11 protein-coding genes are annotated in these 12,762 nt (G+C 68.5%); 6 read left to right on the top strand and 5 right to left on the bottom strand.

Annotated elements, in window-relative coordinates:
* Positions 1-173: 173 nt before the first annotated feature.
* From AC6JA9_RS33045 to trmB, 3 genes are all read right to left on the bottom strand, one after another.
* Positions 174-590, bottom strand: a complete 417-nt coding sequence (locus AC6JA9_RS33045; protein WP_141329371.1) for a hypothetical protein — start codon at positions 588-590, stop codon at positions 174-176.
* A 55-nt stretch (positions 591-645) separates the two neighbouring features.
* Positions 646-1,689 carry a diguanylate cyclase gene (locus tag AC6JA9_RS33040; protein ID WP_497958356.1) on the bottom strand — a complete coding sequence of 348 codons (1,044 nt, stop codon included), beginning with the start codon at positions 1,687-1,689 and terminating at the stop codon, positions 646-648.
* Between the two features lie 110 nt (positions 1,690-1,799).
* Positions 1,800-2,420 carry a tRNA (guanine(46)-N(7))-methyltransferase TrmB gene (gene trmB / locus AC6JA9_RS33035; RefSeq protein ID WP_426745313.1) on the bottom strand — a complete coding sequence of 207 codons (621 nt, stop codon included), beginning with the start codon at positions 2,418-2,420 and terminating at the stop codon, positions 1,800-1,802.
* A 66-nt stretch (positions 2,421-2,486) separates the two neighbouring features.
* On the opposite strand from trmB, the gene AC6JA9_RS33030 reads away from it, so the two are divergent.
* From AC6JA9_RS33030 to AC6JA9_RS33005, 6 genes are all read left to right on the top strand, one after another.
* Positions 2,487-3,416 carry a bifunctional riboflavin kinase/FAD synthetase gene (locus AC6JA9_RS33030; protein ID WP_497958355.1) on the top strand — a complete coding sequence of 310 codons (930 nt, stop codon included), beginning with the start codon at positions 2,487-2,489 and terminating at the stop codon, positions 3,414-3,416.
* 213 nt (positions 3,417-3,629) lie between these two features.
* The gene (gene pilB, locus AC6JA9_RS33025) at positions 3,630-5,330 is read left to right on the top strand and encodes a type IV-A pilus assembly ATPase PilB (protein WP_408889439.1); all 1,701 of its coding nucleotides are present in this window, start codon (positions 3,630-3,632) and stop codon (positions 5,328-5,330) included.
* A gap of 39 nt (positions 5,331-5,369) precedes the next feature.
* Entirely contained in the window at positions 5,370-6,482 is a 1,113-nt protein-coding gene (locus AC6JA9_RS33020) for a type IV pilus twitching motility protein PilT (RefSeq protein WP_141329361.1), read from the top strand.
* 58 nt (positions 6,483-6,540) lie between these two features.
* Positions 6,541-7,791 carry a type IV pilus assembly protein PilC gene (gene pilC, locus AC6JA9_RS33015; RefSeq protein ID WP_267699808.1) on the top strand — a complete coding sequence of 417 codons (1,251 nt, stop codon included), beginning with the start codon at positions 6,541-6,543 and terminating at the stop codon, positions 7,789-7,791.
* Between the two features lie 16 nt (positions 7,792-7,807).
* A complete protein-coding gene (locus tag AC6JA9_RS33010; protein ID WP_473567715.1) occupies positions 7,808-9,391 on the top strand; it encodes a two-component system sensor histidine kinase NtrB in 1,584 nt (527 codons plus the stop codon).
* Entirely contained in the window at positions 9,388-10,821 is a 1,434-nt protein-coding gene (locus AC6JA9_RS33005) for a sigma-54-dependent transcriptional regulator (protein WP_497958354.1), read from the top strand. The genes AC6JA9_RS33010 and AC6JA9_RS33005 overlap by 4 nt, the downstream gene beginning before the upstream one ends.
* Positions 10,822-10,830: 9 nt before the next feature.
* On the opposite strand, the gene AC6JA9_RS33000 is transcribed toward AC6JA9_RS33005, so the two are convergent.
* The gene (locus tag AC6JA9_RS33000; RefSeq protein WP_408889442.1) at positions 10,831-11,574 is read right to left on the bottom strand and encodes a class I SAM-dependent methyltransferase; all 744 of its coding nucleotides are present in this window, start codon (positions 11,572-11,574) and stop codon (positions 10,831-10,833) included.
* Between the two features lie 37 nt (positions 11,575-11,611).
* On the bottom strand, positions 11,612-12,598 hold the full coding sequence (locus AC6JA9_RS32995; protein ID WP_408889443.1) for a glycosyltransferase: 987 nt from the start codon (positions 12,596-12,598) through the stop codon (positions 11,612-11,614).
* Between the last annotated feature and the right edge of the window lie 164 nt (positions 12,599-12,762).

Genomic DNA, 12,762 nt, shown 5'->3' with positions numbered 1-12,762 from the left:
GGCGCGGCGTGGGCGCGGGTGACGGGGAGTCCGAGGGGGACGGACTCTGCCCAGCGCTGCCGGGCGTCGAGGCCGGCCGCCGGATGACTTCGACCGCGGGGATGACCCGCCGTGTCTTCCGATCGTTCACAGTCGTACGTTACCTGATGCGAGGAGCCCGGGCATGCCCGGCTTCACGGCTGGAGGGAGGCTGAGAGGTCCACTTTCCACCCAGACGGCTCCCGGACCATCCGGACCTCATGGGTGCTGCCTGACGAGCGCACGAGCACGGTCGCCTCGTCGCCCGCCTCCCGGACCAGGGAGACCTCCGTAACATCCGGAGGAGGGGGGACATTCGCGAAGAACAGGCCCAGGGGCTCGGCCTTCACCGCGCCACCGGAGGCATCGCTCACCGCCTGCGCCCGCTGCTGGAGGGCCGCCTGCGTCGGCTGGGACAACGCGCCCCAGGCCTGACGCAGCTCACCGCGCTTCACCAGCCGGTGGAAGGAGGTATAGGCGTCCTGCGGTGTGCCGAAGCGGGGCTGGTTGCAGCCGCCCATGCCCACCAGGAGCAGGGCCAGCAACCAGGGCGTCGTCGCGGTCAGGCGCATGGGAGTGGGGTTTAGGTCAAACCAGCGCCGGGGGAAAGCCTCTGGTGAGGCAGTGTCACGGAACGTGTTGCTGGACACGGTTTCGCCCCGCTCCCTTGGCCGCGTAGAGCCCCGCGTCCGCCGCGCGCAAGAGCGCCTCCGCCGTCTCCAAGTCCCGGGAGGGCACCGTCGCCACGCCCAGCGACGCCGTCAGCCGCACCTGCTGGGGCCGTCCGTCCGCGCCCACGTGCTCCACGCCCAGGGCCGCGATGGCCTCGCGCACGCGCTCGCACACCTTGAGCGCGTCCTGGGGCGCCGTCTCCGGCAGGAGCGCGATGAACTCCTCGCCGCCGTAGCGCGCCAGCATGTCCACCTCGCGCAGCCGCGCGCGCGTCGTCTGGGCCACCGCCTTGAGCACCTGGTCCCCGAAGACGTGGCCGAAGGTGTCGTTGATGCGCTTGAAGTGGTCGATGTCCAGCATCACCAGCGACAGGGGCGACTGGTAGCGCCTGGAGCGCGCGAACTCCTCGCTCAGCCGCTCCTCGAAGCAGCGCCGGTTGTACAGCCCCGTCAGCCCGTCCGTGCGCGACAGCGCGAGCAGCTCCTCGCGCTTCTTGGCCAGCTCCTTGTTGGCCCGGTCCAGCTCCCGGTTCTTCTCCACCAGCGCGTCCTGGAGCACCTTGAGCCGCAGCATCGACTTCACCCGCGCCGACAGCTCCAGCATGTCGAAGGGCTTCACCAGGTAGTCGTCCGCCCCCAGCTCCAGCCCCTCCACCTTTCCGGCCGCCTGGCGCGCCGTCATCAGAATCACCGGGATGAAGCCGAACCCGTCCTCCCCCGCGTTCGCCTTGATGATGCGGCACACCTCCACGCCGCCCAGCCCCGGCATCTCCACGTCCATCAGGATGAGGTCCGGCCGCGACTCACGGATGGCCGACAGGGCCTGCGTCCCGTCGTGCGCCTCCTTGAACACGTAGCCCCGCGGCGCCAGCCCCTCGCGCACGTGCGCCACATGCGCCGGGTCGTCGTCGACGATGAGCACCGTCCGCCCACTCAGCTCCCCGCCTGTCCCCGCCCGACGCGCGACCTCCTGCGTCTTCTTCCTCTCGCCGTCCGCCATGCGGTTGCGCCCCCAGTGCAATCATCCCGCGCTGCCAGAATGGCTCTGATTCTCACCCGCCGTCCCCTCGGAAGCCAAGGGGGACGGCAAGTGCCCGTCACTTCACGCGCTCAGAGCGGCTTGCGCAGCCGCGCCCGGTACACCGGCTCCCCCGACGACAGGTACCGCCGCTCCCGCGTGGAGGGCACCTCCTCCGGGTCATACGGGTGGAAAACGCCGGAACCCAAGGGGTTGTGGAATCCCACGGATTCCAGGATGGACAGCATGTTGACGGCGCGGTCCTGGACGTCGGTGCGCATGTCGAAGAGGCCGCCGGGGACGAGCTTGCCGAGCAGGAGCTTCGCGAAGTCGGGTTGGACGACGGCGCGCTTGGCGTGGGAGCGCTTCCACCAGGGGTCGGGGAACTGGAGGTGGATGGCGGACAGGGAGTTGTCCGCGAAGATGCGGGGCACGACGAAGCGGGCGTCGGACTCGACGACGCGCAGGTTCTTCATCTCGGCCTTGGCGGCGCGGTCCTGGGTGTCGCGGGCGTACTTCTTGCGCCACTCGAAGGCGACGAAGCGCACCTGGGGGTTTCGGCGGCAGTACTCCAGGGCGTGGCCGCCGGCGCCGGAGCCGATTTCGAGCTCCAGGGGGCCCGCGAAGCCGAACTCGGCGTCCCAGTCGGGAGGGGTGGCCATTTCGACGAGGTGGAGTCCGACGGGGTCTGGCAGCAGGCGAGGGCGGGGCATGTTCCAGGCGCTCCAACCACGGCCAAGCGGGGTCTGGCCAGGGAAAAACACTGGTATAGGGGGGGCATGAAGGTCTTCCACTCGGTGGCGGAGGCGGGCCGGGCGCTCGAGGGCCGGGCGCTGGCTCTGGGCAACTTCGACGGCGTGCACGTGGGCCACCAGGCCCTCTTCGCGGAGGCGCGCAAGCACGCGTCCCCGGCGGCGTTCACCTTCAACCCCCACCCGGGCAAGGTGCTCCAGCCGGACCTGGCGCCCAAGCTCATCACGCTCTTGCCCCGGCGCCTGGAGCTGCTCGCCGCCTGTGGGCTGGAGGCCTCCGTGGTGCAGGCCTTCTCGCGCGACTATGCCCGCACGGGGCCCGGGGACTTCGAGGCCACGCTCTTCGACAGGCTGGGCGTCTCGCACGTGGTGGTGGGCAGCGACTTCACCTATGGCGCCGCGCGCGCGGGCACGGTGGACACGCTGCGCGAGGCCGCGGGCCGCCGGGGCGCCCGGGTGCACGTGGTGACGCCCGTCACGGTGGACGGCGTCGTCGCCTCGTCGTCGCGGGTGCGCGAGTACATCCTGGAGGGCCGGGTGTCCGCGGCGTGCCGCCTGCTCGGCCGCCCGTTCGACTTGGACGGCACCGTGGTGGCGGGGGCGGGTCGCGGGCGCACCATCGGCTTTCCCACGGCCAACGTGGACACGCAGAACGAGCTGCGGCCGGCGCCGGGCGTCTACGCCATCCGGGTGCGCTTCCTCAAGGAGGCGGGGGAGGGCGCGTGGCACGGGGGCGCGGCGAACATCGGCATCAAGCCCACCTTCGGCGGCACCGAGGTCACCATCGAGGCGCACCTCCTGGATTTCTCCGGGGACATCTACGGCCGCGAGCTGCGGGTGCAGTTCCTGGAGCGGCTGCGCCCCGAGCAGCGCTTCGGCTCCGTGGCGGAGCTGACGGGGCAGATCAAGCGGGATGTCGAGACCGCTCGCACGGTGATTGCCAGGACCGGCGCCTGAGCCCCGCATTTTTCCCGTGAGTGTTCAACGGGTTGGCGGATCCGGCGGCCCGAGGGGGCGCCTTGACGGATGTGAGCGGCTCCCCTCTAATTCGTAGTCAGGAACCGTGCCAAAGGTGCTGTGGGGCCCCGAGGCAACGCCCGCGTCTCCCCTGGAGCGAGGTGGGCCCCCGCCCGCTTCGTCCTTCTTTGCCACAAGGAAGAGGCTTCACGAATGTCCGGTCGATTGGGTGAACTGCTGGTCCGCGAGAACCTCATCTCCGTCCAGCAGCTTCGCAAGGCCCAGGAAGAGCAGCAGAAGAGCGGCACGCGCATCGGCACCGCGCTCATCAAGACGGGCGCCATCGAGGAGTCGAAGCTCACCGACTTCCTCTCCAAGCAGTACGGCGTGCCGGCCATCAACCTGAAGGACTTCGACATCGACCCGGACATCATCAAGCTCGTGCCCAAGGAAGTGGCCGAGAAGCACCTGGTGATTCCGGTCAACCGCGCGGGCCCGTCGCTGATCGTGGCCATGTGCGACCCGTCCAACATCTTCGCCGTGGACGACCTGAAGTTCCTCACCGGCTACAACATCGAGACGGTGGTGGCCTCGGAGGTCTCCATCCGCGAGGCGATCGAGCGCTACTACGCGGAGAAGGGCCCCTCGATGGAGGAGATCGTCGGCGACGTCGGCGACGACATCGAGCTGGCGAAGGAGGAGACGGAGAACATCGACGAGATGGCGAAGGCCGCGGATGACGCGCCCGTCGTCAAGCTGGTGAACCTCATCCTCATGGACGCCATCAAGAAGCGCGCGTCCGACATCCACATCGAGCCGTACGAGAAGGACTTCCGGGTCCGCTTCCGCATCGACGGCGTGATGTACGAGGTGATGCGGCCGCCCATGAAGCTGCGCAACGCGATCACCTCGCGTCTGAAGATCATGGCCTCGCTGGACATCTCCGAGCGGCGCCTGCCGCAGGACGGCCGCATCAAGATCAAGATGGGCGGCGGCAAGGAGATGGACTTCCGCGTGAGCGTGTGTCCCACGCTCTTCGGCGAGAAGGTCGTGATGCGTCTGCTCGACAAGAGCAACCTCCAGCTGGACATGACCAAGCTGGGCTTCGACGCGCAGCCGCTCGCGTGGTTCAAGGAGGCCATCGACCGGCCCTACGGCATGGTGCTGGTGACGGGCCCCACGGGCTCGGGCAAGACGACGACGCTGTACTCGGCGCTCTCCAGCCTCAACGACGTGGGCACCAACATCTCCACCGCGGAGGACCCGGTCGAGTTCAACTTCGCCGGCATCAACCAGGTGCAGATGCACGACGACATCGGCCTGAACTTCGCGGCCGCGCTGCGCTCGTTCCTCCGCCAGGACCCGGACATCATCATGATTGGTGAGATCCGCGACTTCGAGACGGCGGAGATCGGCGTGAAGGCGGCCCTCACCGGCCACCTGGTGCTCTCCACGCTGCACACCAACGACGCCCCGGGCACGGTCAGCCGCCTGCTCAACATGGGCATCGAGCCGTTCCTGGTGACCGCCTCGCTCAACCTCATCCTCGCCCAGCGTCTGGCGCGCCGGCTGTGCCCGGCCTGCAAGAAGCCCGCGGACAAGGTGGACGAGCAGGCCCTCATCGACGCCGGCATCCCCCCGGACAAGATGGGCACCTTCACCCTGTACGAGAAGGTCGGCTGCCGCGACTGCAACGACCGCGGCTACCGGGGCCGTGTGGCCATCTACGAGGTCATGCCCTTCTGGGACGGCCTCAAGGAGCTGGTCATCAACGGCGCGTCCGCCTCCGAGCTGAAGCAGGAGGCCATCCGCCTGGGCATGAGCAGCCTGCGCATGAGCGGTCTCAAGAAGGTGATGGACGGCGCGACCACCCTGGAAGAAGTCGTGGGCAACACCGCGCCGGACCGCTTCTAGTCACTCCCTCCCCCAGACTGACCGAAGGACACCCCCACCGTGGCCAACCTGCACCAGCTCCTCAAGGCGATGGTCGAGAAGGGCGCTTCCGACCTCCACATCACCACCGGCTCCCCGCCCCAGCTGCGCGTGGACGGCGAGCTCGTCCCCTTGAAGACGGCGCCGCTGACGCCCGTGGAGACCAAGCAGCTCTGCTACTCCATCCTCACGGACGCCCAGAAGCACAAGTTCGAGGAGGACAACGAGCTGGACCTGTCCTTCGGCGTGAAGGGGTTGTCGCGCTTTCGCGCCAACATCTTCATGCAGCGTGGCGCGGTGGCCGGCGCGTTCCGCACCATTCCGTTCAAGATTTTGACCTTCCAGGAGCTGGGCCTGCCGCCCATCGTCGCGGAGCTGGTGAAGAAGCCCCGCGGCCTCATCCTGGTGACGGGCCCCACGGGCTCGGGCAAGTCCACCACGCTGGCCTCGATGATCGACAAGATCAACACCGAGCGTCATGAGCACATCATGACCATCGAGGACCCCATCGAGTACCTGCACCCGCACAAGAACTGCCTGGTCAACCAGCGCGAGGTGGGCGCGGACACCCGCAACTTCAAGACGGCCCTCAAGTACATCCTCCGCCAGGACCCGGACGTGGTGCTGGTCGGTGAGCTCCGCGACCTGGAGACCATCGAGGCGGCGCTCACCATCGCGGAGACGGGTCACATCTGCTACGCGACGCTGCACACCAACAGCGCGGTGCAGACCATCAACCGCGTGCTGGACGTGTTCCCGCCGTACCAGCAGCCGCAGGTGCGCGCCCAGCTGTCCTTCGTGCTGGAGGGCGTGATGAGCCAGGCGCTGGTGTCCAAGGCGGGGGCCCCGGGCCGCGTGCTGGCGCTGGAGGTCATGGTGCCCAACCCCGCCATCCGGAACCTCATCCGCGAGGACAAGGTCCATCAGATCTACTCGTCCATGCAGGTGGGACAGGCCAAGTACGGCATGCAGACCTTCAACCAGGCCCTGGCGGCGCTGCTGCTCCGACGGGTCATCTCGCAGGACGAGGCCTTCGGGCGCTCCAGCGACCCGGAGGAACTGCGCAACATCCTGGCCACGGGCGGCGTGGTACCGGGGGCCCAGCGGCCGGCCGGGGGAGCGGCGGGTCGTTAGTTCCTGGTTTTGAGATTCAGCGGTTAGACTCGCGCGCGCGTCCGCGGAGGTCGAGCTCATGGCAGCACAGGCAGTCCAGAAGTCAGCTTCCAAGAAGAACACCGCCCAGTTCCTCTGGGAGGCGAAGACCAAGAGCGGTGAGACCAAGAAGGGTGAGATGGAGGCCTCGGACTCCGAGGCCGTCAACGCCCGTCTGAAGTCCCTGGGTCTCAACCCCGTCAAGGTGCGCAAGAAGAGCGCGCTCGACGGCGACATCACCCTGCCGGGCATGGGCGGTGTGACGGGCAAGGACATCCTCGTCTTCACCCGTCAGTTCGCGACGATGATCGACGCGGGTCTGCCGCTGGTGCAGTGCTTGGACATCCTCGCCAGCCAGATGGACAACCCGGCCTTCAAGAAGGTGCTGCTGGCCATCAAGGGCAAGGTGGAGCAGGGCAGCACCTTCGCCGACGCGCTCAAGGAGCACCCGAAGGTCTTCGACGAGCTCTACGTCCAGCTGTGCGCGGCCGGCGAGGTCGGCGGTATCCTCGACACCATCCTCAACCGGCTCGCGGCCTACCGCGAGAAGAGCGAGAAGCTCAAGCGCAAGGTCAAGGGCGCGATGACCTACCCGGCCATCGTCATCCTGGTGGCCGTCGGCGTGACGGCGCTCCTGCTCCTCAAGGTGACGCCGGTGTTCGCCGCCATGTTCGCGGACTTCGGCTCGGCGCTGCCGGCCCCCACCCAGTTCGTGGTGGATTTGTCCGCATGGGCGGAGGCGTACTGGTTCCACGTGGTCGCCTCCATCACCGTGGTGGTGGTGTCCTTCTCCTGGAGCTACAAGCAGCCCAAGGGCCGCAAGTTCTGGGACAAGGTGTTCCTGAAGATGCCGCTGTTCGGGCCCGTGCTGCGCAAGGTGGCCGTGGCGCGCTTCACGCGCACCCTGGGCACGATGATCTCCTCCGGCGTGCCCATCCTCGACGCGCTGGACGTGACGGCGAAGACGGCCGGCAACAAGACGGTGGAAGAGGCCATCTACTACGTGCGCGGGAAGATCGCCGAGGGCAAGAACATCGCCGGTCCGCTGCTCGAGACGAAGGTGTTCCCCTCCATGGTGGTGCAGATGATTGGCGTCGGTGAAGCGACGGGCGCCATGGACACCATGCTCAACAAGATCGCCGACTTCTACGACGACGAAGTCGACACCGCCGTCAGCGCGCTGACGGCGATGATTGAACCCATCCTGATGGTGTTCCTCGGCGGCGTGGTCGGCGGCTTCCTCATCGCCATGTACCTGCCCATCTTCTCCATTGCCGGTGCCATCAAGTAGCTCCGTCGTCTCCAGCGTGCGCGCGGACGAGGCCGAGAGGCTCCGCGTGCGCCTGGTCTGGCTGGTGTTGTTCCGCACGGTGGCGGCGAGCCTGTCGCTCGTCATCACCGTGGGGCGCCTGCTGATTCAGCCCCTCGAGGAGCCGAGCCGGGCGGACTCGCTGTCCCTGGGCGTCATCATCGCGGCCTATGCGTCCACGGTAGTGGTGGGCATCCGCCTGCGGCGCGAGAGGGCGGGGCGGCTGGACGCATGGGTGCAGGTGCTGGGCGACGTGGTCATTGCCACGGGCCTCGTCTACCTGAGTGGTGGCTCCGACTCGCCGCTCACGTTCCTCTACAGCCTGGCCGTCATCGGCGCCGCGGTGGTGCTGGACTGGCGCGGCGCGCTGTGGGTGGCGGCGGCGGGCGCGGTGTCCTTCTCCTCGCTGGTGGTGGTGCTGCGGCTGACGGACGCGGCGCCGCTGGGGCCGGTGTTGTCCAGCCGCGGCCTGTTCGTGCTGGGCAGCAACCTGCTGGCGCTGGGGCTCATCGCGGTGTTGGCGGGCTACCTGTCGCGGCAGCTGTCCGCCACGGGCGGAGCGCTGTCGGCGCGCGAGGCGGACCTGCGCCGGTTGGGTGGGCTGCAGCAGCAGATCCTCTCCTCCATGCCTTCGGGGCTCATCACCTGCGACTCGCAGCGCCGCGTCACCTTCGTCAACGCCGCCGCGCGCGCCATCCTCCAGGTGGAGGGCGTCGAAGGCGTGGGCCAGCCGTTGGAGGCGCTCCTGCCGGGGGTGGCGGTGCTGGCGCCGCGCTCGTCGCGAGGCGAGCTGGTGGTGGGCGCCGAGCATGGCCGCCGGCGCATCCTCGGGCTGTCGGTGACGCCGCTGGAGGGCGAGTCGGGCGCGCTGCTCATCGTGTTCCAGGACCTGACGGAGCTGCGCAGGATGGAGGAGGACCTGGAGCGCTCGGACCGGCTGGCGAGCCTGGGGACGCTCTCCGCGCAGCTGGCGCACGAGCTGCGCAATCCGCTGGCGGCGATGCGGGGCTCGGCGCAGCTGCTCGCGCAGGAGCGCTCGAGCGACGTGGTGGTGCAGAAGCTCACCAACATCCTGGTGCGCGAGTCGGACCGGCTGGGGCGGCTGGTGGAGGACTTCCTTCGTTTCGCGCGGCCTCCGGAGCCGGTGCGGCGGGAGGTGCCGCTGGATTCACTCCTGACGGAGACGGTGGACATGCTGCGCGCGGACCCGCTGGCCCGGGACGTGCGGGTGGAGGTGTCCGCGCGCGAGCCGTTGATGGCCGCGGTGGACCCGGACCAGCTGCGTCAGGTGCTCATCAATCTGGTGCGCAACGGCTTCCAGGCCGCGGGGCCCAGGGGTGAGGTGAAGGTGGGATTGGCCCGGAGCGAGAAGGAAGCGCAGATTCGGGTGTGGGATTCTGCGGGGAGCATCACGGAGGAGATGATGGGGCACCTGTTCGAGCCCTTCTTCACCACGCGGGACGGGGGCACGGGGCTGGGGCTGTCGACCGCGCATTCCATCGTCCGCGCGCATGGGGGCTCCATCCGCGTGCGCTCGGACCCGGCCGAGGGAACGGAGTTCGTCGTGGGGTTGCCGCTGTGACGACCATTCAAGCCCAAGAAGGCGCCTTCCGAGGCCATGTCCTCATCGTGGACGACGAGCTGTCCATGCGTGAGTACCTGGAGCTGCTCCTGCACCGCGAGGGCTATGTGGTGACGAGCGTGCCCGGGGTGAAGCCCGCGTGCGAGGTGCTCGCGCGGGATGGCGTGGACCTGGTCATCTCCGACATGAAGCTGGGGACGGGCAGCGGGCTGGACGTGCTGCGCACGGCGCGCGCGCGCAAGGAGCCGCCGGAGGTCGTCCTGATTACGGCCTTCGGTTCGCCCGCCGCCGCGGTGGAGGCGATGCGCGAGGGCGCGTACGACTACATCTGCAAGCCCTTCGACAACGACGAGCTGCGGCTGTTGGTGCAGAAGGCGCTGGAGAAGCGCCTCTTGCGGCAGGAGAACACCACCCTGCGCGCGCGGCTTTTGCCCGGGCTGGGCATGGCGGTGGGGCAGAGCGCCCGGATGCAGGCGGTGTGGTCGCTGGTGGAGAAGGTGGCGCCGGGGCGCAGCACGGTGTTGGTGACGGGGGAGAGCGGCACGGGCAAGGAGCTGGTGGCGCGGGCCATCCACATGCGGGGCAGCCGGGCGGCGCAGCCGTTCCTGCCCTTCAACTGCGCGGCGCTCAACGAGGGCACGCTGGAGAGCGAGCTGTTCGGCCACGTGAAGGGCGCCTTCACGGGGGCGTTGCACGAGCGCTCGGGGCTGCTGGTGTCCGCGGGTGAGGGCACCGTGATGTTGGACGAGGTAGGGGAGATGCCACTGGCCACGCAGGTGAAGCTCCTGCGCGTGTTGCAGGAGCGCAAGGTGAAGCCGGTGGGCAGCGCGGCGGAGGTGCCCTTCCAGGCGCGCGTCATCGCGGCGACCAACCGGCGGCTGGAGGCAGAGGTGAAGGCGGGCCGCTTCCGCGAGGACCTCTTCTACCGGCTCAACGTGATTACGCTCGAGCTGCCGCCGCTGCGTGAGCGCGCGGGGGACATCTCGCTGCTCGCGAGCCACTTCCTGTCGAGGATGGCGGAGGAGCTGGGGCGTCCGGCGCTGCGCTTCGCGCAGGAGACGTTGGACCTGCTGGAGCGCTACGCGTTCCCCGGCAACGTGCGCCAGTTGCAGAACATGGTGGAGCGCGCGGCGACGCTGTCGGACTCGGACCTGCTGGGCCCGTCCACGCTGCCGCCTGCTGTGCGTGGCGAGTCGGAGCCGGTGTCACGTCCGGGCGAGCCGGGCGAGCCGTCGCTGGGCACGGGCTTCAACCTGGAGCGCCACCTGGACGACAGCGAGCGGCGCTACCTGCTGGCGGCCCTGAAGCAGGCGGGCGGTGTGAAGACGCGCGCCGCGGAGCTGCTCGGGCTGTCGTTCCGCTCGTTCCGCTACCGGCTGGCGAAGCACGGTCTCACGGATGAGCTGGAGGAGCCGACGGGACGCGGGTGAGGTGGGGCCTCAGCCCCGCGGCTCTTCGGGCCGCGAGGCGCGGAGGACGCGGGTCGTGGAGAAGCGGTTGAGCACGGGGACGCGCGCGAGCACCCGCTCCATCAACCCGTAGGCATTCTCCAGGGCCCCGGGGAAGCTGGGGAAGAACACCGGGAGGTTCTCCAGCCGCAGCTGCTCGAGCCCCGCGTGCCGCGTCCACTCGCGTGCGTTGGCGGACGTGAGCTGGAAGATGCCCTTTTCGATGGGGTCGCGAAGGAAGACCAGGTTGGCGGGATGGAGCGGATTGGGCTCCACGCAGATGATCTGGCCACCAGGGCGGACGACCCGCTTCATCTCGGCGAGCATGGACGGCTGTGAGGCCGCGTGGTGGAGGACGTCCAGGCAGAACGCGGCGTCGAACGTGCCGTCCTCGAAGGGGAGTCGCTCGGCGACCGCGTGCTGGAGTGTCACGCGCTCCTGGAGGTGAGGGGCGAGCCGTTTCCGCGCCTCCAGCAGGGGGGCCTCGGCGATATCCACGCCCGTGTAGCGACAACTCTCCGGCATGAGGCTCAGGAAGTAGGAGAGCTGGAGGCCCTGACCTACGCCCACCTCGAGGACATGGCGACTGCCCGCGAGCTCGCGGGCGAGGAAAGAGAGCTTGCGGCGCATGGTGCGAGGGAAGCTCGGATGGCGGAACAGCCGCGTCGCGATACGACCCGGGTCCGCTTCGAAGAACGCCTTCTGTTGTCCGTGATGTTCGTGGATGGAAGCCACCGAAGACCTCGCGAGCACGTCGGGAGGGACCGCTGATTCAACCGGCCCGGGGAACCGCGCATTGTTGGGGGACGGAGGTCTCCCTGGATGTCGGCGTGGAACTGGATGGGATGGAAAGGTAGCTCAGCCGCTTGGTCTCCAGCGCCAATTGACTGGTGCTCTCCAGGATGAGCCCCAGGAATGCCAGCAGCGAGCCGAACAGCACCATGCCCATGGCGAGGATGGCGGTGGGAAACCGTGGGACCTGCCCCACCTGGATGAAGGTGGTGAAGATGGGGATGGCCAGGACCAGCGCCGCCAGGATGATGGCGATACCCAGCGCGCCGAAGAACTGACGTGGGCGATGCAAACGCTGCAGTCGAAGGATGTGCGAGAGGATCCGGAAGCCGTCCCGCCAGGTGTTCAGCTTGCTGGCGGTCCCCTCCACCCGCTTGGAGTAGTGGGTGGGGACTTCCCGCACGGGCATTCGGATCTGGAGGGCGTGGATGCTCATCTCCGCTTCGATTTCGAACCCCTCCGACATGCAAGGGAATGACTTCACGAAGCGCCGCGACAGGATGCGGTAGCCCGAGAAGATGTCGCTCTGGCCCTTGTCGAAGAGCCGGGCCACCACCTGGTTGAAGAGCCAGTTCCCCGCCACGTGGCCGACGCGGTAGGCCTCCCTCTCGCTGTGGATGCGCGTGCCGATGACCATGTCCAGGGACTCCTCGATGAGCAGTCCCACCAGGCGCGAAGCCGCCGAGGCGTCATACGTGCCGTCCCCATCGGCCACGACATAGATGTCCGCCTCCACGTCCGCGAAGGCACGTCGGATGACGTTGCCCTTGCCCCGACGCGTTTCACTTCGGACGGTGGCGCCTGCTTCCCGGGCCACCTCGGCCGTCTTGTCCGTCGATGCGTTGTCGTAGACGAAGAGGGTCGCCGAGGGCAGCGCCTGGCGGAAGGCGAGCACGGTGTCCCGGATGGCGGGGGCCTCGTTGTGACAAGGGAGGATGACCGCGATGCGGGGAGGGGACTGGGACATGGTACCTGTTCCGGCGGGACTCGGACGTCACCGTTCAGCGTCATCCCAGTCTAGCCCAAGAACCTTCACCCGAGGCCGCTCCCGTACGCGCGAGGTTCTTCTGGAGTGCCCTCCCGACGAGCAGTCTGGAGTCCCCACCGTGGCCAGGAACTCTTCCATGGACA

This window comes from Myxococcus sp. MH1 (assembly GCF_059738865.1).
The sequence above is the reverse complement of the archived record's forward strand: the minus strand, read 5'-3'. Positions and strand labels throughout refer to the sequence as shown.